General features: G+C 64.3%; 26 protein-coding genes. 23 read left to right on the top strand and 3 right to left on the bottom strand.

Annotated features, from left to right (window positions below):
* The first annotated feature begins 19 nt into the window (after window positions 1-19).
* From flhF to H6X51_RS03675, 13 genes are all read left to right on the top strand, one after another.
* Window positions 20-1360: a flagellar biosynthesis protein FlhF gene (gene flhF / locus H6X51_RS03735; RefSeq protein WP_185266175.1), complete on the top strand. Its 1341-nt coding sequence runs from the start codon at window positions 20-22 to the stop codon at window positions 1358-1360.
* 26 nt (window positions 1361-1386) lie between these two features.
* Window positions 1387-2211: a flagellar synthesis regulator FleN gene (gene fleN / locus H6X51_RS03730; protein WP_185266174.1), complete on the top strand. Its 825-nt coding sequence runs from the start codon at window positions 1387-1389 to the stop codon at window positions 2209-2211.
* On the top strand, window positions 2208-2945 hold the full coding sequence (locus tag H6X51_RS03725; RefSeq protein WP_407925939.1) for an RNA polymerase sigma factor FliA: 738 nt from the start codon (window positions 2208-2210) through the stop codon (window positions 2943-2945). Before fleN ends, H6X51_RS03725 begins: the two co-directional genes overlap by 4 nt.
* Before the next feature lie 109 nt (window positions 2946-3054).
* Window positions 3055-3432 (top strand): chemotaxis response regulator CheY, encoded by a 378-nt coding sequence (locus tag H6X51_RS03720; RefSeq protein WP_185266173.1) that lies wholly within the window; start codon window positions 3055-3057, stop codon window positions 3430-3432.
* A gap of 15 nt (window positions 3433-3447) precedes the next feature.
* Window positions 3448-4245, top strand: a complete 798-nt coding sequence (locus H6X51_RS03715) for a protein phosphatase CheZ (protein ID WP_185266172.1) — start codon at window positions 3448-3450, stop codon at window positions 4243-4245.
* Window positions 4246-4270: 25 nt separating this feature from the next.
* A complete protein-coding gene (locus tag H6X51_RS03710; protein ID WP_185266171.1) occupies window positions 4271-6376 on the top strand; it encodes a chemotaxis protein CheA in 2106 nt (701 codons plus the stop codon).
* A 10-nt stretch (window positions 6377-6386) separates the two neighbouring features.
* Window positions 6387-7499 (top strand): protein-glutamate methylesterase/protein-glutamine glutaminase, encoded by a 1113-nt coding sequence (locus tag H6X51_RS03705; protein ID WP_185266170.1) that lies wholly within the window; start codon window positions 6387-6389, stop codon window positions 7497-7499.
* Window positions 7499-8239 (top strand): flagellar motor protein, encoded by a 741-nt coding sequence (locus H6X51_RS03700; RefSeq protein ID WP_185266169.1) that lies wholly within the window; start codon window positions 7499-7501, stop codon window positions 8237-8239. Before H6X51_RS03705 ends, H6X51_RS03700 begins: the two co-directional genes overlap by 1 nt.
* A gap of 3 nt (window positions 8240-8242) precedes the next feature.
* A complete protein-coding gene (gene motD, locus H6X51_RS03695; RefSeq protein WP_185266168.1) occupies window positions 8243-9073 on the top strand; it encodes a flagellar motor protein MotD in 831 nt (276 codons plus the stop codon).
* Between the two features lie 49 nt (window positions 9074-9122).
* Complete coding sequence (locus tag H6X51_RS03690) at window positions 9123-9917, top strand: ParA family protein (RefSeq protein ID WP_185266167.1); 795 nt, start codon at window positions 9123-9125, stop codon at window positions 9915-9917.
* 87 nt (window positions 9918-10004) lie between these two features.
* A complete protein-coding gene (locus tag H6X51_RS03685) occupies window positions 10005-10718 on the top strand; it encodes a CheW domain-containing protein (protein WP_185266166.1) in 714 nt (237 codons plus the stop codon).
* 27 nt (window positions 10719-10745) lie between these two features.
* The gene (locus H6X51_RS03680) at window positions 10746-11225 is read left to right on the top strand and encodes a chemotaxis protein CheW (RefSeq protein ID WP_185266165.1); all 480 of its coding nucleotides are present in this window, start codon (window positions 10746-10748) and stop codon (window positions 11223-11225) included.
* Window positions 11226-11230: 5 nt separating this feature from the next.
* Window positions 11231-11626 (top strand): DUF2802 domain-containing protein, encoded by a 396-nt coding sequence (locus H6X51_RS03675; RefSeq protein WP_185266164.1) that lies wholly within the window; start codon window positions 11231-11233, stop codon window positions 11624-11626.
* A gap of 247 nt (window positions 11627-11873) precedes the next feature.
* On the opposite strand, the gene H6X51_RS03670 is transcribed toward H6X51_RS03675, so the two are convergent.
* Both H6X51_RS03670 and fliK read right to left on the bottom strand, forming a co-directional pair.
* Window positions 11874-12161: an EscU/YscU/HrcU family type III secretion system export apparatus switch protein gene (locus tag H6X51_RS03670; protein ID WP_185266163.1), complete on the bottom strand. Its 288-nt coding sequence runs from the start codon at window positions 12159-12161 to the stop codon at window positions 11874-11876.
* Between the two features lies 1 nt (window position 12162).
* Window positions 12163-13815, bottom strand: coding sequence for a flagellar hook-length control protein FliK (gene fliK / locus H6X51_RS03665; protein WP_185266162.1), 1653 nt, complete (start codon window positions 13813-13815; stop codon window positions 12163-12165).
* 155 nt (window positions 13816-13970) lie between these two features.
* Between fliK and ccmA the strand changes: the two genes are divergently transcribed.
* From ccmA to ccmI, 9 genes are read left to right on the top strand one after another with little or no spacing between them, the layout of a single operon-like run.
* Window positions 13971-14606: a cytochrome c biogenesis heme-transporting ATPase CcmA gene (gene ccmA, locus H6X51_RS03660; protein ID WP_185266161.1), complete on the top strand. Its 636-nt coding sequence runs from the start codon at window positions 13971-13973 to the stop codon at window positions 14604-14606.
* On the top strand, window positions 14606-15277 hold the full coding sequence (gene ccmB / locus H6X51_RS03655; RefSeq protein ID WP_185266160.1) for a heme exporter protein CcmB: 672 nt from the start codon (window positions 14606-14608) through the stop codon (window positions 15275-15277). The genes ccmA and ccmB overlap by 1 nt, the downstream gene beginning before the upstream one ends.
* A 19-nt stretch (window positions 15278-15296) precedes the next feature.
* A complete protein-coding gene (locus H6X51_RS03650) occupies window positions 15297-16040 on the top strand; it encodes a heme ABC transporter permease (RefSeq protein WP_185266159.1) in 744 nt (247 codons plus the stop codon).
* Entirely contained in the window at window positions 16037-16204 is a 168-nt protein-coding gene (gene ccmD / locus H6X51_RS03645; protein WP_185266158.1) for a heme exporter protein CcmD, read from the top strand. Before H6X51_RS03650 ends, ccmD begins: the two co-directional genes overlap by 4 nt.
* A complete protein-coding gene (gene ccmE / locus H6X51_RS03640; protein WP_185266157.1) occupies window positions 16204-16668 on the top strand; it encodes a cytochrome c maturation protein CcmE in 465 nt (154 codons plus the stop codon). The genes ccmD and ccmE overlap by 1 nt, the downstream gene beginning before the upstream one ends.
* Before the next feature lie 12 nt (window positions 16669-16680).
* Window positions 16681-18654, top strand: a complete 1974-nt coding sequence (locus H6X51_RS03635; protein WP_185266156.1) for a heme lyase CcmF/NrfE family subunit — start codon at window positions 16681-16683, stop codon at window positions 18652-18654.
* Window positions 18654-19232, top strand: a complete 579-nt coding sequence (locus H6X51_RS03630; RefSeq protein WP_185266155.1) for a DsbE family thiol:disulfide interchange protein — start codon at window positions 18654-18656, stop codon at window positions 19230-19232. Before H6X51_RS03635 ends, H6X51_RS03630 begins: the two co-directional genes overlap by 1 nt.
* Complete coding sequence (locus H6X51_RS03625; RefSeq protein WP_185266154.1) at window positions 19229-19702, top strand: cytochrome c-type biogenesis protein; 474 nt, start codon at window positions 19229-19231, stop codon at window positions 19700-19702. The genes H6X51_RS03630 and H6X51_RS03625 overlap by 4 nt, the downstream gene beginning before the upstream one ends.
* Window positions 19702-20910 (top strand): c-type cytochrome biogenesis protein CcmI, encoded by a 1209-nt coding sequence (gene ccmI, locus H6X51_RS03620; protein WP_185266153.1) that lies wholly within the window; start codon window positions 19702-19704, stop codon window positions 20908-20910. Before H6X51_RS03625 ends, ccmI begins: the two co-directional genes overlap by 1 nt.
* A 326-nt stretch (window positions 20911-21236) precedes the next feature.
* Here the strand turns inward: ccmI and H6X51_RS03615 are convergent, their stop codons facing one another.
* Entirely contained in the window at window positions 21237-22697 is a 1461-nt protein-coding gene (locus H6X51_RS03615; protein ID WP_185266152.1) for an SLC13 family permease, read from the bottom strand.
* A 259-nt stretch (window positions 22698-22956) separates the two neighbouring features.
* Between H6X51_RS03615 and smc the strand changes: the two genes are divergently transcribed.
* Entirely contained in the window at window positions 22957-26454 is a 3498-nt protein-coding gene (smc, locus tag H6X51_RS03610; RefSeq protein WP_185266151.1) for a chromosome segregation protein SMC, read from the top strand.
* Window positions 26455-26478: the final 24 nt, after the last annotated feature.

Below are 26478 nucleotides of genomic sequence, written 5' to 3'. Positions count from 1 at the left end.
AACAGGGTGAGATCAGGCCATGAGAGTCAAACGGTTTTTTGCGGCAGACATGCGTTCGGCAATGAAACTGGTGCGCGACGAGATGGGCGCCGATGCCTCCATCATCGCCAACCGGCGGGTGGCCGGTGGTGTCGAGCTGACGGCGGCGCTGGATTATGAAGCGCCACGGCTGACGCCGCCCACCCCTGGCCTGGATCTGGAGCTGAAGAAGACCCAGGAGCGCATCATCAGCGCCCGGGCCAGCCTGCAGGATGGCGAGCGCCCCAGCGAGGGGCCCAGCGTCAACCGTCAATTATTTGGTGACAGCATGCGTCAGGCTGCCGAGCAGGGCTCGTCCGTAGCCCGCGATCTGCTGCAGCGCCTGCACAGCGAGCGCGCCGCACCGCCTGCCGAAGCGCCGGTCCGGCCGGCTGCCGCGGCCTCCGGCGACAGTCTGGATGTGATGCGTGCGGAAATCGCCGGCCTGCGCGACCTGCTCGAATCGCAACTGGGCGGCCTGGCTTGGGGGCAGGTCAACCAGCAGCAACCACGTCAGGCCAGCCTGTGGCGCCGTCTGGTGCATCTTGGCCTGCCGGCCGAGCTGTGCAAGGAACTGCTGGCCAAGGTGGCTGATGTGGCCGATGTCCGCCAGGCCTGGCGGCTGCTGCTGGCGCACCTGGCGCAGGGCATTCCGGTGATGCGCGAGGAGTTGATCGAGCGCGGCGGGGTGATTGCCCTGGTCGGCCCGACCGGCGCTGGCAAGACCACTACCCTGGGCAAGCTGGCGGCGCGCTATGTACTCAAGCATGGCAGCCAGAATGTCGCGCTGGTGACCATGGATACCTACCGTATCGGCGCCCACGAGCAACTGCGCACCTTGGGCCGTATTCTCAATGTGCCGGTGCGGGTGGTCGATGAGCAGAACAGCCTGAGCGAGGTGCTGAACGAGTTCGGCAACAAGCGCCTGGTGCTGGTCGATACCGCCGGCCTGCAGGCGCAGGACCCGCAATTGCGCGGTCAGCTCAGCGAGCTGGCGGCGCAGGGCGCGCGCATCAGCACTTTGTTGGTGCTGGCGGCCACCAGCCAGTATCGGGTGCTCAAGGCGGCATGGCACAATTACCGCTGCTGCAATCTGGCCGGCTGCATTCTGACCAAGGTCGACGAGGCCGCCACCCTGGGTGAGTCGCTGGGGCTGGCCATGGAGCAGGGTCTCCCGGTAGCCTATGTGGCTGATGGCCAGCGCATTCCGGATGACCTGTCCCGCGGTGTCGGGCACCAATTGGTCAGTCGCGCCGTAGGTCTGGCAGGTAACGAGATGGCCGAGGACCAGACCATGGCCGACGTTTTTGCCGGTATACTGCATAGTCAGCGCGCAAGTTAACGATTTCGATAAGGGCGACAGCATAGATGGGCAATCATTCGGTTCAGGTAATCGCAGTGACCGGCGGCAAGGGTGGCGTGGGCAAGACCAATATCTCGGTCAATCTTGCCCTGGCGCTGGCCGAGCTCGGCCGTCGTGTGGTGCTGATGGATGCCGACCTCGGATTGGCCAACGTCGATGTGCAGCTCGGCCTGCGTCCCAAGGCCACGCTGGCGGATGTGCTGGCAGGCAACTGCGACCTGCGCGACGTGCTGGTGGCGGGGCCGGGCGGTATCCGCATCGTGCCGGCGGCCTCGGGCGCGGCGGACATGGTCAACCTGGGGCCACGCGAACATGCCGGGCTGATCCAGGCGTTCAGCGAGATCGGCGATGACCTGGACGTGCTGCTGGTCGATACCGCTGCCGGTATCGGCGATTCGGTGGTCAGCTTCGTGCGCGCCGCCCAGGAGGTGATCGTCGTGGTCTGCGACGAACCGACCTCGATCACCGATGCCTATGCATTGATCAAACTGCTCAACCGCGACCATGGCGTGACCCGTTTCCGGGTATTGGCGAACATGGTGCACAGCCCGCAGGAAGGGCATAACGTCTTCAACAAGCTGGTGCAGGTGACCGACCGCTTCCTGGAAGTGGCGCTGCAGTATGTCGGTGCGGTGCCCTATGACGAGTCGGTGCGCAAGGCGGCACAGAAGCAGCGGGCCATGTATGAAGCCTTTCCGCGCTGCAAGGCGGCCCTGGCGATTCGCTCGATCGCCCGCAAGGTCGACGCCTGGCCACTGCCGGTGACCCCACGTGGACACCTGGAATTCTTCGTCGAGCGTCTGGTACAGCGGACCGGAACCACGCTATGAATGTGGCTTCCGGCGGTGCGGGCATGTACGCACGGGCGAGGGGTGCGGCCAGCGAGCAGGATCGGCTGGTGCAGCAGTTCGCGCCGCTGGTTAAGCGTATCGCCTACCACATGCTCGCCCGGCTGCCCGCCAGTGTACAGGTCGAGGACCTGATCCAGGCCGGGATGATCGGCCTGCTGGAAGCCTCCCGCAAGTTCGACCATGGCAAGGGAGCCAGCTTCGAGACCTACGCCGGTATCCGTATCCGCGGTGCCATGCTCGATGATGTGCGCAAGGGCGACTGGGCTCCCCGCTCGGTCCACCGCAACAGCCGCCTGGTCAGCGGTGCGATTCGCGCCGTTGAAGCAAAACTGGGGCGTGACGCTAAAGATCACGAGGTTGCTGCCGAATTGGACATGAGCCTCGAAGATTATTACGCGATTCTCAATGACACTGCCGGCAGCAAGCTGTTCAGCTTCGAAGACCTGCTCGAAGCCGGTGCGCCTACCGAAGTCGGCGGCGAGCACGAGCCGTTCGACGGGCTGGAGGACGAACGTTTTCGCAAGGCCCTGGCCGATGCGATCGACAAGCTGCCCGAGCGGGAACGCCTGGTACTGTCGTTATATTACGACGAGGAGTTGAATCTCAAGGAAATAGGCGCGGTGCTCGGAGTGAGCGAGTCCAGGGTCAGCCAGTTGCACAGCCAGTGCGCCGCACGCTTGCGCGCACGCATGGCCGACTGGCGCGATAGCTGAATTGGTTCATCGTTCCTGATTGCTCAGTGGTAACAGTTTCGCGGAGTGCAGGTGGCAACAGGCCCCGGCACTTCTTCTGGTTTGTACGGAGGTCGACTTGGACAAGAACATGAAAATTCTCATCGTCGATGATTTCTCGACGATGAGGCGCATCATCAAGAACCTTTTGCGTGACCTGGGCTTCACCAACACGGCCGAGGCGGACGATGGCACCACGGCGCTGCCGATGCTGCAGAGTGGCAACTTCGACTTCCTGGTGACCGACTGGAACATGCCAGGCATGAGCGGCATCGACCTGCTGCGGGCAGTGCGTGCCGACGACCGGCTCAAGCACCTGCCAGTGTTGATGGTCACCGCCGAAGCCAAGCGTGACCAGATCATCGAAGCGGCCCAGGCCGGGGTAAACGGCTACGTGGTCAAGCCATTCACCGCACAGGCGCTCAAGGAAAAAATCGAGAAGGTCTTTGAGCGGGTCGAGGCCAGATAATCCCGGGGGCAGGACATGGCACTAAGCAGCAATCCCGGCCAGACCACCGCTGACGAGTTCGAGCATTCGCTGAAGAACAATGCCCGGAAACTGGTGGACCGCCTCGAAGAGGGCGACTACCGCGAGGCGGTACTGGTCATACACGAGATAAACCAGGCCCGCGACCGTGGCCTGTACTACGAGGTCGGCAAGCTCACGCGCGCGCTGCACAGCTCGATCGTCAGCTTTCAGCTCGATACCGCGCGTTCGTTCGACTCCGATGGATGCGACAGCTCGAAGATTTCCGATGCCTCCGACCGCCTGGACTACGTGGTCAAGCTGACCGACAAGGCCGCCAACCGCACCATGGACCTGGTCGAGAACAGTGCGCCTGTGGTCGCCCAGCTGGGTCAGGAAGCCGCCAGCCTGCGCGCCGAATGGCAGCGTCTGCAGCGCCGGGAAATGAGCGCCGAGGAGTTCCGTGGCCTGTCGCGCGACATCCTCGACTTTCTCGAGCGCAGCGAGCGGCACAGTAGCGAGGTGTCGAGCAACCTGAACGATATTCTCATGGCCCAGGATTACCAGGATCTGACCGGTCAGGTGATCAAGCGCGTGATCAACCTGGTGCACGATGTCGAGGAAAGCCTGCTGAATCTGGTGCGCATGGCCGGCCAGGTCGATCGCATGGCCGGCATCCAGCACAACCTTCCCGACCCCGAGGCAAAAAAACCTGTCTCCCAGGGTGAAGGTCCGCAGATTCATGCCGATAAGAGGGATGATGTGGTATCGGGGCAGGATGAGGTCGATGACCTGCTGTCGAGCCTGGGGTTCTAGAGGCTGTGGTCTGAGGGAGCACTGAATGAGCTTTGATGCGGATGAAGAGATTCTCCAGGACTTTCTGGTGGAAGCCGGAGAAATCCTGGAGTTGCTGTCGGAACAGCTGGTCGAACTGGAAAACCGCCCTGGCGATACCGATCTGCTCAATGCCATTTTCCGTGGTTTCCATACGGTCAAGGGCGGTGCCGGCTTTCTCCAGCTCGACGCCCTGGTTGCCTGTTGCCATATTGCCGAGAATGTCTTCGACATCCTGCGCAAGGGTGAGCGGCAGGTCGATGCCGAGCTGATGGATGTGGTGCTGCAGGCACTGGATACCATCAACAGCATGTTTGCCGAAGTGCGTGAAGGTGAGGAGCCGACCCCGGCCGAGCCGCAACTGCTGAGTTCGCTGTCGGCGCTGGCGCAGCCGGCCGCAGCAACCGCCGTCGAACCGGCGGAGTCCGCCGCGCTGCCGGTGGTGGTCGAGGACAGCGCTGCAGTTGCTGACAGCACCGAGGCCACGGAAACCGAAGCAGGGGATATCACCGACGATGAGTTCGAGCTGCTGCTCGAGGCTCTGCACGTCACCCCGGACGAGGATTCAGTGGCAGCCGATACCGCCGTTACCTCCAGTGACGAAATCACCGATGATGAATTCGAGGCGCTGCTCGACCAGTTGCACGGCACCGGCAAGGGGCCGGGCGGCACTGACGATACGCCGCCACCGGCGACCGCGAGCGCGCCGGCCGCTGACGCGGAACTGATCACCGACGATGAGTTCGAGGCGCTGCTGGACGAGCTGCACGGCACCGGCAAGGGGCCGGGCACAGGTGTGGCCGCATCCCCGGCTGCCAGCAGTCCACCACCAGCGGCCGCCGCCCCATCACCAGCACCCCAGCCCAAGCCTCAGTCCGCCCCCGTGCCGGCTGCTGCGCCCCGGGCGGAAAAGAAGGCCGACTCCGCTGCCGAGGCGCCAGCCAGCGAAACCACGGTACGGGTGGATACCGCCCGGCTGGACGAGATCATGAACATGGTCGGCGAGCTGGTGCTGGTGCGCAACCGCCTGGTGCGCCTGGGCGTGGGTAGCGATGATGAGGAGCTGGCCAAGGCGGTCGGCAACCTGGATGTGGTCACCGCCGACCTGCAGGCCTCGGTGATGAAGACCCGCATGCAGCCGATCAAGAAGGTGTTCGGGCGTTTCCCGCGGGTGGTGCGTGACCTGTCGCGCAACCTGAAGAAGGAAATCACCCTGGAGTTGATCGGTGAGGACACCGACCTGGACAAGAACCTGGTCGAAGCACTGGCCGATCCACTGGTGCACCTGGTGCGCAACTCGGTCGACCATGGCATCGAGCTGCCTGATGAGCGCGAGGCTGCCGGCAAGCCGCGGGTCGGCCAGATGGTGCTTGCCGCACGTCAGGAAGGTGACCATATTCTGCTGACCATCACCGATGACGGGCGTGGCATGGACCCCGAGGTGCTGCGCGCCAAGGCGGTGGAGAAGGGCATGATGGATCGCGATGCCGCCGAGCGGTTGAGCGAGAGCGAGTGCTTCAATCTGATCCTGGCTGCCGGCTTCTCGACCAAGACCGAGGTTTCCGATGTGTCCGGCCGGGGTGTCGGCATGGACGTGGTCAGAACCCGCATCGCCCAGCTCAATGGCACCATCGCCATCGAGTCGACCAAGGGCAAGGGCACGCAGATCTCGATCAAGGTACCCTTGACCCTGGCCATCATGCCGACGCTGATGGTCATGCTCGGTGACCAGGCCTTCGCCCTGCCGCTGGTCAGCGTTAACGAAATCTACAGCCTGGACCTGTCGCGTACTAACGTGGTCGATGGTCAGGAAGTGATAGTGGTGCGCGACAAGGCGTTGCCATTGTTCTGGCTCAAGCGCTGGCTGATGCCGGGCGCCGAGGGCAGCGCCGATCGCTCCGCTGCCAGCGTGGTGATAGTGTCGGTGGGTACGCAGCGGGTCGGCTTTGTCGTCGACCAGTTGGTCGGGCAGGAAGAGGTGGTGATCAAGCCGCTGGGCCGCATGCTGCATGGCACGGCCGGCATGGCTGGAGCAACCATTACCGGTGATGGACGCATCGCGCTGATCCTGGATATTCCCGGATTGCTCAGGCGTTACGCGCGACGCGCTTAGGAGGATAGGGGTGGTCAAGGTTCTGGTGGTTGATGATTCGGGATTCTTTCGCCGCCGGGTGACGGAAATACTCAGTGCCGATCCGCAGATCCAGGTGGTGGGCACCGCCACCAATGGCAAGGAGGCGGTGGAGCAGACCCTGGCCCTGCATCCGGACGTGATCACCATGGATTACGAGATGCCGGTCATGGACGGCATCACCGCGGTGCGCCAGATCATGCAGCGCCAGCCGACCCCGGTGCTGATGTTCTCCTCGCTGACCTACGAAGGGGCTCGGGTGAGCCTGGACGCGCTGGATGCCGGTGCCGCCGACTACCTGCCGAAGAACTTCGAGGATATTTCGCGCAACCCGGACAAGGTGCGGCAACTGCTGTGCGACCGGGTACATGCACTGGCGCGCAGCAACCGCCGCTCGCTGGGTTTCACTGCGCCGGCCGCGGTTGCCGCGCCGGCACCTGGTGCCACTACGCCGGCTACCCGCACACCGCGCATGACTGCAACGTCGGCCGCGGCTGCGCCGGTGCCAGCCGAGCCGGCCAAGCGCAGCCCGGCACCGCGCAAGCGCAACTACAAGCTGGTCGCCATCGGCACCTCGACTGGCGGCCCGGTAGCGCTGCAGCGGGTGCTGACCAAACTGCCTGCCAGTTTTCCGGCGCCGCTGCTGCTGATCCAGCATATGCCCGGCGCCTTCACCAAGGCCTTCGCCGAACGCCTGGACAAGCTGTGCCAGATCACCGTCAAGGAAGCCGAGGACGGTGACACCCTGCGTCCCGGCCTGGCGCTGCTGGCTCCCGGTGGCAAGCAGATGATGCTCGACAGCCGTGGCGTGGTACGCATCCTGCCGGGGGATGAGCGGCTCAACTACAAGCCCTGTGTCGATGTCACCTTCGGCTCGGCGGCCAAGGTACTGCAGGACAAGGTGCTGGCCATCGTGCTGACCGGCATGGGCGCCGATGGGCGCGAGGGTGCGCGTATGCTCAAGCAGGCCGGCAGCTCGGTCTGGGCCCAGGACGAGGCCAGTTGCGTGATCTACGGTATGCCGATGGCGGTGGCCAAGGCCAACCTGGCCGACGGTATCTATGATCTCGACGAGATCGGCCGCTACCTGGCGGAGCTGGGCTGATGGATATCCTCAGCCTGATCGGGGTGATCCTTGCGTTCGTCGCCATCATCGGTGGCAACTACCTGGAAGGCGGGCACATCAGTGCGCTGCTCAATGGCCCGGCAGCGCTGATCGTGCTCGGCGGTACCCTGGGGGCCGCGTTCATCCAGACCCCGCTGCCGGTGTTCAAGCGCGCCCTGGTCCTGTTCCGCTGGGTATTCTTCGCCCCGCCGACGCCGCTGCGCGAAGGCATCGGCCAGGTGGTCAACTGGAGCAACATCGCCCGCAAGGACGGTCTGCTCGGCCTGGAGGCGATCGCCGACCTGGAGCCGGACCTGTTCGCCCGCAAGGGCCTGCAACTGCTGGCCGATGGCTGCGAGACCGAGACCCTGCGCAGCATCCTCGAAGTCGAACTGGTCAGCCGCGAGAACAACGACCTGCGCGCCGCCCGGGTATACGAAAGCATGGGCGGCTATGCGCCGACCATCGGCATCATCGGTGCGGTGATGGGACTGATCCACGTGATGGGCAACCTGGCCGATCCGTCGATGCTCGGCAGCGGTATCGCCGTGGCCTTCGTGGCGACCATCTACGGTGTGGCGCTGGCCAACCTGTTGCTGCTGCCGATCGCCAACAAGCTCAAGGCGGTGGTGCTGGAGCAGTCCTGCTATCGCGAGATGCTGCTGGAGGGGCTGCTGTCGATTGCCGAAGGGGAAAATCCACGTTCCATCGAAATGAAGCTGGAAGGCTTCCTGGACTGAAGCATGCGTCGTCGCCGCGAACAGGAACATGAAAACAACGAACGCTGGATGGTGCCCTATGCCGACTTCATTACCCTGTTGTTCGCTTTTTTCGTGGTCATGTACTCGATTTCCTCGGTCAACGAAGGCAAGTACAAGGTGCTGACCGAGTCGTTGATCGGGGTGTTCAGCCAGGCGCCGAAAACCGTCGACCCGATCCAGATCGGCGAGGATACGCCGCGCTCCCCGGCGCCCCAGTCTCCGGCTGCGCCGCAGCAGTCGGCGACGGGCGAGGCCGGAGCGGCCGTACAGGAGCCGCTGGAGAGCATCGCCGAGGCCATGCAGGCGGCCTTCGGTGAGCTGATTTCGGTCGGTGACCTGCGCGTGCATGCCAACGAGCTGTGGATCGAGATCGAACTGAGTTCCGGGCTGCTGTTCCCCAGTGGCGATGCATTGCCGCTGGACACCGCCTTTGCCTTGGTCGAGAGGATCGCCGGCATCCTGGCACCCTACGACAATCCGATCCATGTCGAGGGCTTTACCGATAACGTGCCGATCCGCTCCCGTGTCTATCCGACCAACTGGGAGCTGTCGGCGGCCCGCGCCGCCAGTGTGGTGCGCATGCTCAGTGCCGGCGGCATCGATGCCGGGCGGCTGGCGGCGGTGGGCTATGGCGAGCATCGCCCGGTGGCTGACAACACCACCGCGGCCGGACGCCGCGCCAACCGCAGGGTGGTGCTGCTGGTGTCGCGCTATACCGACCGGCGTCATGAGCGCGCGGAGGATGGGCCAGCTGACATGCAGGATATGCGTCAGGCGCGCGCGGTGACCGGTGATGGCGCGGGGCCAGGCTGATGCAGGTGCTGACAATGGGTATAACGGCAACAGGGCGGGAGCGACAGGCATGAGAGTGTGGGCTGTAGCCAATCAGAAGGGCGGGGTCGGGAAAACCACCTCGGCTGTAGCGCTTGCCGGTCTGCTGGCGGACCAGGGCAAGCGTGTGCTGGTGGTTGATCTGGACCCGCATGGCTCGATGACCAGCTATTTCGGCCACGACCCGGATCGCCTGACCAGCAGCGTGTTCAACCTGTTCCAGCATCAGGGCCAGGTGCCGGCGGGGCTGGCCGAGGCGCTGCTGCTCGACACCTCGCATGAGACCATTCGCCTGTTGCCCTCCAGTACCTCGCTGGCGACCCTGGAGCGCCAGTCGGCGGCGCAGGGCGGCTTTGGCCTGGTCGTCTCCCGGGCGCTGGCGCAGCTGCGTCATGATTTCGACTTCGCCATCATCGACAGCCCGCCACTGCTCGGGGTCTCGATGATCAACGCGCTGGCAGCCTGCGAACAGCTGGTGGTGCCGGTGCAGACCGAGTTCCTGGCCATGAAGGGGCTGGAACGCATGGTGCATACGCTGAACATGGTCAATCGCTCGCGCCGCCAGGCGTTGCCATTCACCATAGTGCCGACCCTGTTCGACCGCCGCACCCAGGCCTCGCTGAGCACCCTGCGCATGTTGCGCAAGGATTACGCCGACCAGCTGTGGCAGGCCTATATCCCCATCGATACCAAGCTGCGCGATGCCAGCCTGGCCGGAGTGGTGCCGTCGCGTCTGGAAAGCAACGCCCGCGGCGTGCTGGCCTACCGTGCGCTGTTGCGCTACCTGCTGGTGCAGGCCCAGCCGAAACCGAAGGAAGTGGCCTGACGCGCCTCATGATCGGCCTGCGGCTGCCGATAAGCTGATAGACCCGGATTGCCGGCTTTGCAGATCAACCCGAACCACAGGCGATACATGAACGACTCCTTGCCCGTACAGCACTACGTACCCGAGCAGACCATCCAGTCCTATCTGGATGCGTTGTTGCAGGATGCCGCTGCGGAACTGGCTCTGGCCGAGGCCGAGGTCGAGGTCGAGCAACCGGCACTGCCAGCTGCGGCGCCGGTACTCGAAGTGGTGGTGACGAAGGAGCGGGTGCCGGTGCCGGTGGAGGAGATCGTCGAGCCGCCGGCGGAGGAGCCCGCGCCGCCGGTGGTCATTCCTGCCTGGCGTGAGCAACCGTTCGAAGCGCTGTTGTTCGATGTGGCTGGCCTGACCCTGGCCGTACCGCTGGTGTCCCTCGGCACCATCCATGCCCTGGAAGATACCATCACCCCGCTGTTCGGCCAGCCGGACTGGTTCCTCGGCATCCTGCCGACCCAGGCCGGCAATCTCAAGGTGCTGGACACGGCACGTTGGGTCATGCCCGAGCGGTACCGGACGGAGCTGCGCGACAACCTGCGCTTTGTCATTTCCGTGCAGGGCTATGACTGGGGCATGGCCGTGCACGGCGTGAGCCAGTCGATTCGCCTGGACCCCGAGCAGGTGAAGTGGCGCTCGGGGCAGGGCAAGCGGCCGTGGCTGGCCGGGACCGTGATAGAACACATGTGCGCCTTGCTGGATGTCGAGGCGCTGGCGCAAATGATTGCTGCGGGTGCTGGCAAAGACGCCAGTGCCCGATTAGGATGAGACCATCAAGATCGAGAACAGAGACCGATGAAAAACAACACCGCACAGAGCAGTGATGATCCGATCCTGCAATGGGTAACCTTCCGCCTGGATAATGAAACCTACGGCATCAACGTGATGCAGGTGCAGGAAGTGCTGCGTCATTCCGAGATCGCGCCGGTGCCAGGGGCGCCGTCCTATGTGCTGGGCATCATCAACCTGCGTGGCAACGTGGTCACCGTGATCGACACCCGCCAGCGCTTCGGCCTGGAGCCGGCGCCGGTCACCGACCAGACCCGTATCGTCATCATCGAAGCTGACCGCCAGGTGGTGGGCATCCTGGTCGACAGCGTGGCCGAGGTGGTCTATCTGCGCCAGTCGGAAATCGAAACGGCACCGAACGTCGGCACCGACGAGTCGGCCAAGTTCATCCAGGGCGTCAGCAACAAGAATGATGAACTGCTCATTCTGGTCGATCTGGAAAAGATGATGACCGAAGATGAGTGGGCCGAGCTGCAGGATATCTGACGCGCATGGATGAGCGCTCGCTGCTGCTGTTGCTGGGTCTGCTGCTGGGTGTGCTGGTCGCCGCCATGATCGGCGGCATCCTGGCCCAGCGGCGGCTGGCGCAGCGCCAGCTGGAGCAGGAGGCGCGTCTCAGTGGACGGCTGGACAAGCTGGCGCAGAAACTGACCGAGTACCAGCAGAGCAATATCCGCATGGGTGAGGAACTGATCACCCTGCGCGAAAAGATCACCCACCTGGAAAACAAGCAGCAGCGTCTGGAGCAGCAGGACCTGCACACCATGCCCTACAACCAGGCCAGCCGCCTGGTCGGCATGGGCGCCAGCCTCGACGACCTCATGCAATCCTGCGGCCTGACCCGCAGCGAAGCCGAGCTGATGTTGAAGTTGCACGGCAACAAGTAAGCGGTCTGCCGGCAAGTCCCTTATCACCCACGGCGGTGCGGCGACCCGGCGAGGCTCCCACGCTCTCATGCAGCAGCCGGGGTGTGGCGCGCCTGCGCCACGCCTGCGGCCTCCGAGCCACTATGTCGTCGAGTCGATCGCGACACGGTCAACGTGACCCGGTCCAATCGCGGCCCGAGGCGCTCGACAACCCGATGTTGAGTGGCGCCCCGTCAGATAGCCGCACCGCCCGAGGCAGCGGGGGCTATCAATCTTGCTCCGGCGGCACGAACCCCTCCGGCGCCTTGCCCTTCAGGTGCCAGGCGAAGGCGATGATCTCGGCGATGGTGCGGTACAGTGCCTCGGGGATCTGGTCGCCGAGTTCCATGCGTGTGAGCATGCTGGCCAGGTCGGCGTTTTCGTAGATAGGTACTTCATATTCCATGGCCAGCTCGATGATGCGCTCGGCCAGTTCGCCTTCGCCCTTGGCGGTGATGCTCGGGGCCTCGCTGCCGCCTTCATATACCAGGGCGATGGCTTCGCGCTGTTCGCTCATCTCAGGTCACCTCGTCTATCCAGCGTTGCTGTACCGCCTGGCGCGGCTGCGGTGGGCTGCCGCGGTGGACGCTCAACTCGCCGATCTCCAGGCCGCGGGTCAGCAGGCGGTCGCGCAGTTGTCCCAGTTCGTTGTTGACCAGTTGCAGGGTGCCGGCCTGTTCGGCCCAGAACTCGCTGCTGACCCGGCCCTTGTACAGGCGGGCGACAGCCTGCAGCGGACCCAGGTGTTCCAGATTGAAGGCCAGGCGTATTTCCCATTGCGGCGTCTGCTCGGCCTTGTGCTTGTCCGGCGCCTGCTGGTCGCGCTGGATGCGCATCTGGACCTGGGTGAACTGCTGACCATCGCGTAGCGGCACGTCCAGTTGCCAGACCGTCTGGCTGCTGCCGTCGGTAAAGGTCTGGGTCTGGCCCATGCTCTGGAACTGGTGGTGCTGGATGCGCGACAGCAGGGCGGCGGTCAGGCGCAGCAGGCTGCCGAGGTCGGGAGCATCGGTCAGCGCCTGCACCGCCCGCGAGGGCAGGGGGAACAGGCCAGGCCTGACTGCCAGCGCCTGCTGCCAGGGACCGGGCGGCAGGCTCAGGGCCTTGCCGGCATCCGGCGGCAGTTGTTGCTGCAGGGTGATCAGCAGGGTCATCAGGCTGGCCTTGAAATCGGCACCAGGTAGCGGCTCGGTTCCCGGTGGCGTGGCCAGACTCGACAGCAGCGGCAGCAGCCGTGCCAACGGCGGCAATTGCCCGACTGGCGCCGGTTCGGCGTTTGCCGGGCTGGTGCTCCCGGTACTGGCGGCGGGGCTGCGCAGGGCCTGTTGCAGCTGCTGGAGGCTGGCTTCCAGGAACAGCCCGCTCTGGCGTATCGCCTGGGCTACACCGGCGGTGCTGCTCAGGTGCTCGGGGGTGGCGACATGCGCCAGTACCTGGCGCATGCTGGCCTGCAGCAGCGGCGGCAGGTCCGGCAGCGCTGCGAGCTTGTCGAGCATGCGCAGCATGGGTTCGGCGCTCGCCTGTGCCTGCAGGCTGGTGCGCATGCCCTGCAGCAGATCCAGTTGCCGTATCTGTTCGCTGGTGGAGGTCACCTGCAGGCTGCCATTGTCGGCCACCACGGCGGTGAGCAGGCTGCCCGGGGTGGCCGGGCGGAGGCTGTCCAGGTTCAGCAGGGTGCCGGAGGCCGGGCCCTGGAGTATCCTGGCCAGTATCGCAAAGCGCGCCTGCTCACCGGCATTCTGCAGCGGCTGGCTGTCCACGATGCGTGCCTGCACTACGCTACCCTGGGGAAACAGCTGCGGATCCAGGCTGCTGATGGTCCGCTGCGCCGCCGGCTGGCCGAGTGTGGCATCGAATACCGCCAGCAGCCGGGTAGGGCTGACCGACTGTACCGTGGCGGTGCTGCCCGGCTCCAGCGACTGGCGGCTGAGTACGCTGATCTCGGCTGGCGGCGATCCGGCCTTGGCCAGGCGCAGCAGCACTTCGAACTGACCGGCCTGGGCCTTGCTGTCGAGCACCTCGGCACGGGCACTTTCCCCTGGTGCCAGGGTCGCTGCGGCAATCGGACGCAGCAGCTCCAGAGCCACTGCGGAGGCGCTTTCAGATGGGCTGGAAGGCCCTGTTCTGGGGCTGCTGGCGGTGATCGGTGGCAGGTTCAGATCCGGCGTCATGTGTGTCACATATTGATGTAAATCAGAACCCTCAGGGTAGGGGGCGTATGTATAATGGCGCCATTAAACAGCATGCCTGACGCCCATCCAGTATAGCGGCAGGCTGCCGATAAACATGAGTCGACCGTGATTCGTTCTGCTGGTTTGGAGTAAAGGTGAAGCCACTGCCTGTTGAGTTGGACAGTCTGGCCTGCGAGCGCGACCAGCGCGAGCTGTTCGCTTCGCTGTCGCTGCAACTCGAGCCGGGTGAGGTGCTGCAGGTGGCCGGTCCCAACGGCTCCGGCAAGACCAGCCTGCTGCGCATCATGGCTGGCCTGCTGCCACCTTCGGCAGGCGACATGCGCTACGGTGGCGAGTCGGTGTTCAGTGGTGTCGGCCGGGAGAACTGGCGACAGCAGCGACTGTATATCGGTCATGCACCGGCGGTGAAGGGCGCACTGACCGCCGAGGAAAACCTGGCCTGGTTGTGTGCACTGAGCCGTCCGGTGGCCAATGATCACATCTGGCAGGCGCTGGAGCAGGTCGGCCTGCGTGGCTTCGAGGATGTCCCCTGCCATAATCTGTCGGCCGGCCAGCAGCGTCGCGTGGCCCTGGCCCGCCTGTATCTGGAACAGCATCCGGTGTGGATTCTGGACGAGCCTTTCACCGCCATCGACAAGGCCGGGGTCGCCGCGTTGGAGACGCATATCCTGCAACATGCGGCCCGCGGCGGACTGGTGATCATGACCACCCACCATGGCCTCGAGCATCTGCCGGGGGTGCGTTGTCTGGACCTGGGGCAGGTAGGCTGATGCGGCAGATCGTCTGGCTGTTGTTCTGTCGCGAGTGGCGCCTGGCCTGGCGCCGCCCGGGTGACCTGCTCAACCCGCTGGTGTTCTTCGCCCTGGTGGTGAGCCTGTTCCCGCTGGCGGTTGGCCCCGAGCCCTCGATGCTGCGGGCCATGGCGCCGGGCGTGATCTGGGTCGCGGCGCTGCTGGCGACGCTGTTGTCGCTCGATGGCCTGTTTCGCAGTGACTACGAGGACGGCTCGCTGGAGCAATGGGTGCTGTCACCGCATCCGCTGGCACTGATGGTGCTGGTCAAGGTACTGCATCACTGGATGATGTCGGGGCTGGCGATGGTGTTGCTGGCACCGCTGTTCGGGCTGATGCTGGCACTGCCGCTGTCCTCGTTGCCGGTGCTGGCGCTGACCCTGCTGCTGGGTACGCCGATACTCAGCCTGCTGGGTGCGGTGGGTGCGGCGCTGACGGTGGGTTTGAAGAGCGGTGGTGTGCTGCTGGCGCTGCTGATACTGCCGCTGTACATACCGGTACTGATTCTGGGCACCGGGGCGATGGATGCGGCGCTGCAGGGTATGCCGGTCACCGGGTTTGCGCTGTGGCTTGGCTGCCTGGCGGTACTGGCGCTGACGCTGGCGCCGATAGCCATCGCCGCCGGGCTGCGCATTGGAGTAAGCGAATGATTGGTCGAGCAGGTAACGCATGAACTGGAGTTTCTTCCACAAGCTGGGTTCGCCCAAATGGTTCTATGACATCAGCGGTCGCTGGCTGCCGTGGTTCGCCGTGGCCGGTGTGGCCCTGCTGGTGGTGGGCAGCATCTGGGGGTTGTTCTTCGCGCCCCAGGATTACCAGCAGGGCAACAGCTTCCGCATCATCTACATCCATGTGCCGGCTGCCTTCGTCGCCCAGTCCTGCTACATGATGCTGGCGGTGGCCGGTGTGGTCAGCCTGGTCTGGCGCATGAAACTGGCGGACGTGGCGCTCAAGTGCGCGGCACCGATCGGCGCCTGGATGACTTTCGTTGCCCTGCTCACCGGCGCCATCTGGGGCAAGCCGACCTGGGGCACCTACTGGGTATGGGATGCGCGCCTGACCTCGATGCTGATCCTGCTGTTCCTGTATTTCGGCATCATCGCCCTGGGCCAGGCGATCAGCAACCGCGAGACCTCGGCCAAGGCCACCGCGGTGCTGGCGATCGTCGGCACGGTGAACATCCCGATCATCAAGTATTCGGTGGACTGGTGGAACACCCTGCACCAGCCGGCGACCTTCAAGGTCACCGCGAAACCGGCCATGCCGGTGGAAATGTGGTTGCCGCTGCTGTTGATGGTGCTGGGCTTCTATGCCCTGTTCACCGTCAGCCTGCTGATGCGCATGCGGCTCGAGGTCCTGCGTCGTGAGCAGAAGACCCGCTGGGTGCGCGAGACGTTGGAGAAACTGTCATGAACAGCCTGAGTGACATGCTGGGCATGGGCGGGCACGGCATCTATGTCTGGTCGTCCTATGCCATAACCCTGTTCGTATTGGCGCTGAATGTGGTGCAGCCGTGGCTGGCCCGTCGGCGCCTGGTCAATGAAGAGGCGCGCCGCCGCCGTCGGGAGGTGATGTAATGCATCCGCAGCGCAAGAAACGCCTGGTGCTGGTTCTGTTGGTCGTGTTCGGGGTCGGCGTCGCCGTGGCCCTGGCACTCGGTGCCCTGCGGCAGAACATCAACCTGTTCTACACGCCAACCGAGATCGCCACCGGCGTGGCACCGGAGGAGGCGCGCATTCGCGCCGGCGGCATGGTGGTGGCCGGCAGTGTGCGGCGCTCCAGCGACAGCCTGGATGTGACCTTCGACGTCACCGATGGCGCCGAGCAGGTGACCATTTCCTACAGCGGCATCCTGCCGGACCTGTTCCGTGAAGGGCAGGGCATAGTCGCCCTGGGCCGGCTGAACCAGGACCGCGTGCTGATCGCCGACGAAGTGCTGGCTAAGCACGACGAGGAATACATGCCGCCGGAAGTGGCCCAGGCCCTGGAAAAGGTCGAACACATGAAGGTGGACGGCTACACGCCGCCCGCCGCCAACTGATCCGGAGGCCGCATGATTCCCGAGCTTGGACAGATCGCGCTGATCATCGCGCTGGTACTGGCGCTGCTGCAGGCCACCATACCGCTATACGGCGCCTGGCGTGGCGACAGCCTGGCGATGGGCTTCGCCCAGCCGGCGGCACTGGCCCAGTGCCTGTTCGTGCTGTTCGCCTTCATCTGCCTGGTGCATGCCTTCGTCAGCAACGACTTCAGCGTGACCTACGTGGCGCTGAACTCCAACTCCGCACTGCCCTGGTACTACCGCGTCAGCGCGGTATGGGGCGGGCATGAAGGCTCGCTGCTGCTGTGGGCGTTGATTCTCGCGGGCTGGACCTTCGCCGTGGCGATCTTCTCCCGCGACCTGCCCGAGGAGATGCTCAGCCGCGTACTGGCGGTGATGGGCATGATCAGCGTCGGCTTCCTGCTGTTCATGCTGATGACCTCCAACCCCTTCGACCGCCAGCTGCCGTACTTCCCGGCGGACGGCAACGACCTCAACCCGCTGCTGCAGGACTTCGGCCTGATCGTGCACCCGCCGATGCTGTACATGGGCTATGTCGGTTTCTCGGTGGCCTTCGCCTTCGCCATCGCCGCGCTGCTCGGCGGACGGCTGGACGCGGCCTGGGCACGCTGGTCGCGGCCCTGGACCATCGTCGCCTGGGCGTTCCTCGGCCTGGGCATCGTGCTCGGCTCCTGGTGGGCCTACTACGAGCTGGGCTGGGGTGGCTGGTGGTTCTGGGACCCGGTGGAAAATGCCTCCTTCATGCCCTGGCTGGTGGGCACCGCGCTGATCCATTCGCTGGCGGTGACCGAGAAACGTGGGGTGTTCAAGAGCTGGACGGTACTGCTGGCCATCGCCGCCTTCTCCCTGAGCCTGCTGGGGACCTTCCTGGTGCGTTCCGGGGTGCTGACCTCGGTCCACGCCTTCGCTACCGATCCGGAGCGTGGGGTGTTCATCCTCGGCTTTCTGCTGGTGGTGGTCGGCGGCTCGCTGGCGCTGTATGCGCTGCGTGCACCGGTGGTCAAGAGTCAGATCGGCTTTGCCCTGTGGTCACGGGAAACCCTGCTGCTGATCAACAACGTGATCCTAGTGGTGGCGACCCTGATGGTGCTGCTGGGCACCCTGTACCCGATGGCGCTGGATTCGCTGACCGGCACCATGGTCTCGGTCGGCCCGCCGTACTTCAATGCGCTGTTCGTGCCCTTGATGGCGGTACTGATGCTGGCGCTGGGCGTCGGCGTGCTGACCCGCTGGAAGGACACCCCGGTCAAGTGGCTGGTGGGTCAGCTGAAGTGGGTGCTGATCCTCTCGGCGATCGGTGCCGTGGCCCTGGCGATCTGGATCGGTGACCATCACCTGGCAGTCGGCAGCATGCTGTTCCTGGTGTTCTGGGTGACCGGCGCCAGCCTGCGCGACATTCTCGACAAGTCGCGCAACAAGGGACTGGTACGTGGCATGCGGGCGTTGCCGCGCAGCTACTGGGGCATGACCATGGCGCATATTGGCATCGCCGTCTGTGCGGTCGGCGTGGTCGGCGCCAGCCTGTTCGACAGCCAGCGCGACCTGCGCATGGCGCCGGGCGATACCCTGGAACTGGGCGGCTACAGCTTCCTGTTCACCGGCGCAACGCACCGCGAAGGGCCGAACTGGATCTCCGACAAGGGGCATGTCGAGGTTTACCGCAATGACCGGCGCATCACCGTGCTGAACCCGGAGAAGCGCCTGTACACCGTGCAGAACATGCCGATGACCGAAGCCGGCATCCAGGCCGGGTTCACCCGCGACCTGTTCGTCGCCATGGGCGAGCCGCTGGAAAATGGCGCCTGGGCCATTCGCGTGCATATCAAGCCGTTCGTGCGCTGGATCTGGGGTGGCGGTCTGCTGATGACCCTCGGTGGCCTGCTGGCGGCCAGTGACAAGCGCTATCGCCTGCGGGTGCGCCAGCGCCGCACCGCACCGCAGGCGGCAACCGGGGAGGTGGTCTGATGCGCAGATCTTGGATGCTGATTCCGCTGGTACTGTTCGTGCTGTTGCTGGCGCTGTTCATGAAGACGCTCAACGACAAGAAGACCCAGCAGGATCTGGCTATCGATCCCAGCGCGCTGCCTTCGGCGCTGATCGGCAAGCCGGTGCCTGACTTTGCCCTGCCTTCACTGGATGAGCCTGGGCGGATCATCAGCCAGGACGATTTCAAGGGGCAGGTCGCACTGATCAACGTCTGGGCTACCTGGTGCCCGACCTGTCGTGCCGAACACAGCTTTTTCAATAAGCTGGCCGAGCAGGGCGTGGTGATTCATGGGGTCAACTATAAGGACAACAGCGAAGCCGCACGTAGATGGTTGGATGAGCTGGGCAACCCCTATCAGCTCAACGTCGAGGATCCCCAGGGCAGCCTGGGTGTCAATCTGGGCGTGTATGGGGCACCGGAAACCTTCCTGGTCGATACCGCCGGTGTTATCCATTACAAATACATAGGTGCAGTGGACGACCGGGTGTGGAACGACGAGCTCGGCCCGCGCTACCAGGCACTGCTGGACAGGGCCGGGCAGGAGGCACAACCATGAGCAGACGTATCTGGCTGGTATTGCTGGTACTGCTGGCGCCGATGGCACTGGCCGCCATCGACACCTACGACTTCGAGACCGAGGAGCAGCGCAAGCGTTTCTACGCAATCAGTAGCGAACTGCGTTGCCCCAAATGTCAGAACCAGAACATCGCCGACTCCGATGCGCCGATCGCCACCGACCTGCGCCGGGAGGTGCACCGCATGCTCGGCGAAGGCAGGAGCAACCGGGAAATCGTCGACTTCATGGTCGAGCGTTACGGCGAGTTCGTACGCTACAAGCCCGCCCTGACGCCCGCCACCATGGTGCTGTGGTTCGCTCCGGCGGCCATGCTGCTGGGCGGATTCGTCTTCCTGCTGGTGCTGCTGCGCCGTCGCCAGCGGGCCCTGCGGGCATCCGCCACGCAGCACCTGAGTAAGGACGAGCAACAACGTCTGCAATCCCTGCTGGAAAGAGAAGAAGACGCCTGATGACAGATTTCTGGTTGTATAGCGCGCTGCTGATGCTGGCGGGCATGCTTATTGTGGTCTGGCCGGTATGGAAGCTGCGCGGCCAGAGCAGGATCGATCGCACCGGCCTCAACGTGGCGCTGTATGAAGAGCGCCTGACTGAACTGGATGCGCAACTGGCGGCTGGCGAACTGACAGCCGAACAGCACGCCGCGGCCAAGGAAGAAGCCGGCAAGCTGCTGCTGGAAGATACCGCCAGGGCCGACGAGGCACGCCGGCCACTGCACCGCGGTGGGCCCTGGCCGCTGATCCTGGCCGCCGGTGCGTTGCCGCTGGTGGTCATCGCCCTGTACATGAGCTGGGGCAACCCGGCCGGCCTGTCGCTGCTGCGGGAAATGGAACACAACCCGATGCCGGACAGCCTGGCCGGCTATATCGACCGCATGGAGCGGATCACCGAGGTGCAGCCGGCTAATGGTGAGGCCTGGTACATGCTCGGTCGCGCCTATCTGACTGACCAGCGGCCCGATGAAGCCGTGCAGGCGTTCGGCAACAGCCTGCAGCGCATCGGTGAACGGCCCGAGGTGCTGGCGCAACTGGCACAGGCACGGTTCTTTGCCAACGCCAATGCGCTGGACAGCGAGGCGACCGCTGCACTGGATCGAGCCCTGGAGCTGAATCCCTTCGAGCCGACAGCGCTGGGACTGCTGGGTATTGCCGCGTTTGAGTCCGGTCAATATGTCAACGCCATCGACTACTGGGAGCGTCTCAAGGCCGGCATGCCGCCTGACAGCGATGGCGCTCGCGCCATCCAGGGCGGTATCGACCGTGCCCGTGAGCGCATGCAGCAAACCAGTGAGCCGGCCGATGCGACCGCTGCCGAGGAACAACCGCAGATCAGCCTGCGTGTGGAGCTGGCCGACGAGCTGGCGGCGCAGTTTGACGACAGCGCCGTGGTATTCATTTCCGCCCGGGCGCCCGATGGCCCGCCGATGCCGCTGTTCGCCGAACGCCTGAGCAAGGACAGCCTGCCGGCGCAGGTGGTGTTGGACAGCAGTGACGCACTGATGCCCGGCGTCACCCTGCAGCCGGGGCAGGCGCTGCAGGTGAGCGCGCGTATCTCGGCCAACAGCGATGTGATGCAGGCCACCCATGCGGCCCAGGCCGTGGATACGGTCGTCGGCGAGCAAGGCCAGGACATCGTCCTGCGTATCGACCAGCCCCTCTGATCTTCCTTCTGGCAGCCCGCTTCGCGCCGAGGCGGCGCTCCCACGGGGCGCGCTGCCTGCCAGTCCCGGTACTCGAACCAGATTGCATGAAACCATGGACGGTGCTGCCATACGAGCGCGGTCATATGGGCGTGCGGCATCCGAGCCGCTGCGTCGTCGAGTCGATCGTGGCCCGAGGTGCTCGACAACCCGATGTTGTGGGAGCACCGCCTCGGCGCGAAGGGTGCTGGCAGCAACCCCATAGCCGCCAGGGCAGGTGAACTTGCCCCCATAAAAAAACCGCCGTCACGAGGACGGCGGTTTTGATCTTGCCCGGCAGAACTGGCTCAGAGCCCGAATACCCAGAACATCAGGTAGTAGGCCAGCAGGCCGACGATGATGACGCCGGCGATGTTCAGCTTGAAGCCGGCGGATATCATGTCGGTGATCTTCATGTGGCCGGTACCGAAGACGATGGCATTCGGAGGCGTGGCCACCGGCATCATGAAGGCGCAGCTGGCGGCAACCGCGGCCGGTACTGCGTACAGGATCGGCGATACGTCCTGGGCCATGGCCAGGGCGCCCATCAGCGGCAGGAAGGCTGCAGCGGTTGCAGTGTTACTGGTGATCTCGGTGAGGAAGATGATCACCGCGGTAATCACCAGTACGATGGCCAGGGTCGGCAGCATACCTATCACGGACAGGGACTCGGCGATCCAGACCGCCAGGCCGGAGGAGGTGATCACTGCCGCCAGGGACAGGCCACCACCGAACAGCAGCAACACACCCCAGGGCATCTTCGACGCGGTTTCCCAGTCCATCAGGTTGCCCTTTTCACGGTCGACCGGAATCAGGAACATGATGATCGCTGAAGCGATAGCGATGCTGGTGTCGTTCAGCCAGGGAATCAGCGAGCTGGACAGCAGCGGCTGGAAGATCCACGCAGCGGCGGTCAGCAGGAATACGACGCCCACGGTTTTCTCGCCGCGGCTCATCGGTCCCAGGTCGGCAAGCTGTTTCTGCAGCAGTTCGCGACTGTTGTTTTCGGCCTTGAGCCCGAAATCCTTGCGAGCCAGCAGGAACCATACGGTAGCCAGCATCAGTACCGAAATCGGCACCCCGATCAACATCCACTGACCGAAGCCGACGTGGATATCATGGTTGTCAGCCAGGTAGGCGACCAGCAGCGCATTCGGCGGTGTACCAATGATGGTACCGATGCCGCCGAGACTGGCCGCATAGGCGATGGCCAGCAGCAGAGCGGTGGCATACTTGCGAACCGCCGCCGGATCGTCATTTTCGAACATGCTGATCACGGACAGGCCGATCGGCAGCATCATGATGGCGGTGGCGGTGTTGCTTACCCACATGCTGAGGAAGCCCGTGGCGATCATGAATCCACCGATCTGGTGACTGGGCTTGCTGCCCACCGCCAGCAGGGTCATGAGCGCGATACGCTTGTGCAGGTTCCAGCGTTGCATGGCCAGGCCCAGCACGAAACCACCCATGAACAGGAAGATGGTCGGATTCGCGTAGGGGGCAGTGGCCTGGCCCACGGTGCCGATGCCCAGGGCGGGAATCAATACGATCGGTGCCAGCGAGGTGGCCGGAATCGGAATCGCCTCGGTAGCCCACCAGGCGGCCAGCAGCATCATGAGGCCGGCGGCTTTCCAGGCTGCCTCGCTCATGCCGGCTGGCGCAGGGAGCAGAAGGGTCATGACCAGCAGCACAATGCCGATGATCAGGCCCAGGGTTCGGCTGAAGGTCCAGCCGCTAGCTAATGGTTGGTTTGTTGTCGTGGCAGACATTCTCTTATCCAGTATCGAATTTATCTTGGCTTCACTTTCGCAACAGCGCGCTTGCCATGGCGCTGCCAACCCCCAGTAAAGCCTATTGCGTGGCAACCTGCTCAACCGAATGGGCCTTTCTCAGGCAATGGATATCAATGCCTGGTCGTGGGGCTTCTATTCAGGAAGTAATACAGGTAAAAAGGGACGTTTCTCACTTCTGCAAGCCCGCCGGATGACTGTCAGACACTCACCGACGGCAAGGGACAGACATTTTTCAATGCGACTCAAGTGCATCAAACTGGCGGGTTTCAAGTCCTTTGTGGATCCTACCACAGTTTTCTTTCCCACTAATATGGCGGCGGTCGTGGGGCCAAACGGCTGCGGCAAGTCGAATATCATCGACGCGGTACGCTGGGTGATGGGGGAGAGTTCGGCCAAGAACCTGCGTGGCGAGTCGATGACGGATGTGATTTTCAATGGCTCCAATAGCCGCAAGCCAGTAGGGCAGGCGTCTATCGAGTTGGTTTTCGACAACAGCGACGGCACTTTGCAGGGTGAATATGCCGGCTATAACGAGATATCCATTCGCCGCAAAGTCACCCGTGAAGCACAGAATCAGTATTTTCTCAATGGGACCAAATGCCGACGTCGGGATATCACTGATATCTTCCTCGGCACCGGCCTGGGACCGCGCAGCTACTCGATCATCGAACAGGGCATGATCTCCAAGCTGATCGAGGCCAAGCCCGATGAGCTGCGCCTGTTCATCGAAGAGGCGGCCGGCATCTCCAAATACAAGGAGCGCCGCCGCGAGACGGAGAACCGCATCCGTCGCACCCACGAGAACCTCGAACGCCTGACCGACCTGCGCGAGGAACTGGAGCGGCAACTGGCGCACCTGCATCGCCAGGCCCAGGCCGCGGAAAAATACAAGGCGTACAAGGCTGATGAGCGTCAGCTCAAGGCACAGCTGCAGGCGCTGCGCTGGCAGACCCTGGATGCGCGCACCAGCGAGCGCGAACAGCAGGTGCGCAGCCTGGAGGTGGCGCTGGAGGCGATCATCGCCGAGCAGCGTAACGCCGACAGCGAGATCGAAAAGCAACGCGACCAGCACAGCGAACTGAACGACAGTTTCAACCAGGTGCAGGCCCGTTACTACAGCATCGGTGCGGAGATCAGCCGCATCGAGCAGACGCTGCAGTTCAACCGCGACCGGCAGCGCCAGCTGCGCGATGACCTGCAGCAGACCGAACAGGCCTGGCAGGAAGCGCAGAGTCATCTGACCCAGGACCAGGCGCTGCTCGCCGACCTGAATGCCGAACTGGCCAGCAGCGAACCGGAGCTGGAGATGGCCGGTGCTGCCGATGAGGATACGGCGATCCAGATGCAGGTCGCCGAAGAGGCCATGCAGCACTGGCAGGGCGAGTGGGACGAGTTCAACCAGCAGGCCAGTGCGCCGCGCCAGCAGGCCGAGGTGGAGCAGTCGCGTATCCGTCATCTGGAGCAGAGCGTCGAGCGCTTCGGGGATCGTATTCAGCGCCTGGAGGATGAGCGGGCAGGGTTGTCCGCCGGCACGCTGGACGAGGAACTGGATGAGCTGGCCGAACAACTGGCCGAGCTGGAGTTGCGCAGCGAGACCGATCAGCAGCAACTGGACGACCTCAGCGAGACCCTGCAGCAGGAGCGCGAAACCCTCAATGCGCTGACCCAGGAGCTGGACATCCGGCGTGGCGAGTACCAGCGCCATGGCGGACGTCTGGCCTCGCTGGAAGCATTGCAGCAGGCGGCGCTCGACCAGGGTGTTGGGGTGCAGGGCTGGTTGCGCGAGCAGGGGCTGGATGGCGCGGCGGTGCTGGCCGGGCAGTTGCGCGTCGAGTCCGGCTGGGAGCGGGCGGTGGAGGTGGTGCTCGCCGATGACCTGCAGGCGGTCAGCCTGGCCTCGCTGGATGAGCTGCCGATCGACAGCTTCCACCACGGCCACCTGCGCCTGGTAGAGCTGGCGGCCATGGCTGGCACGGTCGATGCGCCCGGTGATCGGCTGCTGGGCAAGGTTGACTCGGTGCTGGACCTGGCGCCCTGGCTTGGCAACATCTATATAGCCGCCGACCTGCAGCAGGCCCTGGGCATGCGTGGCGCGCTGGCCAGTCATGAGTCGGTGGTCACGCCGGCGGGCCACTGGCTGGGGCCGAACTGGCTACGTTTTCGCAATGGTGACGAGCAGGAGGCCGGTGTGCTGGCCCGCCAGCAGGAAATGGAACAGCTGCAGGCCAGCCTGGAGCTGCAGCAGGACCAGCTTGATGCCGGTGAGCAGCGGGTAGCCGGGCTGCGTGAACGTATCCGCGAGCTGGAACTGCAGCGCGATGGCCTGCAGCAGAGTATTGCCCGTCTGGGCCGTGAGCAGGGCGAACTCAAGGCGCAGAACTCGGCCAAGCAGGTACGCCTGGAACAGATCAACGCCCGGCGCCAGCGCATTGCCGCCGACCTGGAAGATATCAAGGCCCAGCGCGCCGATGAACTGGAGCAACTGGGCGAGGCGCGCCTGACCCTGCAGGATGCCCTCGAGCGCATGGCCGACGATACTGCCCGCCGCGAGGCACTGCTGCAGCAGCGCGAACAGGTGCGCGAGCAACTGGAACAGGCCCGCCAGCAGTCACGCCAGCACAAGGACCGCGCCCACCAACTGGCGCTGCGGGTACAGTCGCTGCGCGCGCAGCTCGACTCCACCAGCCAGGGCCTGGAGCGCTTGCACACCCAGGCCGAACGCCTGGCCGAACGCCGTGAGCAACTGCAGATGTCCCTGGAGGAAGCCCAGGGGCCGGAGGACGATCAGCGCATCGAGCTGGAAGCCTTGCTCGAACGCCGGCTGCAGGCTGAGCAGGACCTGGGGCAGGCCCGCCAGGCCCTGGAGCAGGTCGACCAGCAGATGCGTGAACAGGAGCGGCGGCGCCACCAGGCCGAGCAGCAGGCGCAGGTATTGCGCAGCCAGCTGGATGAACAGCGCCTGCAGGCCCGCGACATGCAGACCCGCCGCCAGGGCCTGCAGGAACAGTTGCTGGAGGCCGGCTATGATCTGCAGGGGGTGATCGCCACGCTGCCGGACGGCGCCAGCGAGAGCGACTGGGAGCAGCAACTGGCCCGGCTGGATGGGCAGATCCAGCGGCTCGGCGCGATCAACCTGGCGGCCATCGAGGAGTACCAGCAGCAGTCCGAGCGCAAGCGCTACCTGGATGCGCAGAATGCCGACCTGGTGGAGGCGCTGGATACCCTGGAGCAGGTCATCCGCAAGATCGACAAGGAGACCCGCAGTCGCTTCAAGGAGACCTTCGACAAGGTCAATGGTGGCCTGCAGCACCTGTTTCCCAAGGTCTTCGGTGGTGGCAGCGCCTGGCTGGAGCTGACCGGCGACGACCTGCTGGATACCGGCGTGACCATCATGGCGCGGCCGCCCGGCAAGAAGAACAGCACCATTCACCTGCTGTCCGGTGGCGAGAAGGCGTTGACTGCGATCGCCCTGGTGTTCTCCATCTTCCAGCTCAACCCCGCGCCGTTCTGCATGCTCGACGAGGTGGACGCGCCGCTGGATGACGCCAACGTCGGGCGTTACGCGCGCATGGTGAAAGAGATGTCGAGCCGGGTGCAATTCATTTACATTACCCACAACAAGATCGCCATGGAAATGGCCGATCAGTTGATGGGTGTGACTATGCATGAACCAGGATGCTCCCGGCTTGTCACAGTCAATGTTGAAGAGGCGGTGGCACTGGCGGACGTGTAGAATCGATCGGTGCAAAAGCACGGG

The sequence above is a fragment of the Halopseudomonas xiamenensis genome (assembly GCF_014219065.1).
Lineage (GTDB): Bacteria > Pseudomonadota > Gammaproteobacteria > Pseudomonadales > Pseudomonadaceae > Halopseudomonas > Halopseudomonas xiamenensis.
Note: the sequence above shows the minus strand (reverse complement) of the source record. Positions and strands in the feature narration are given on the sequence as shown.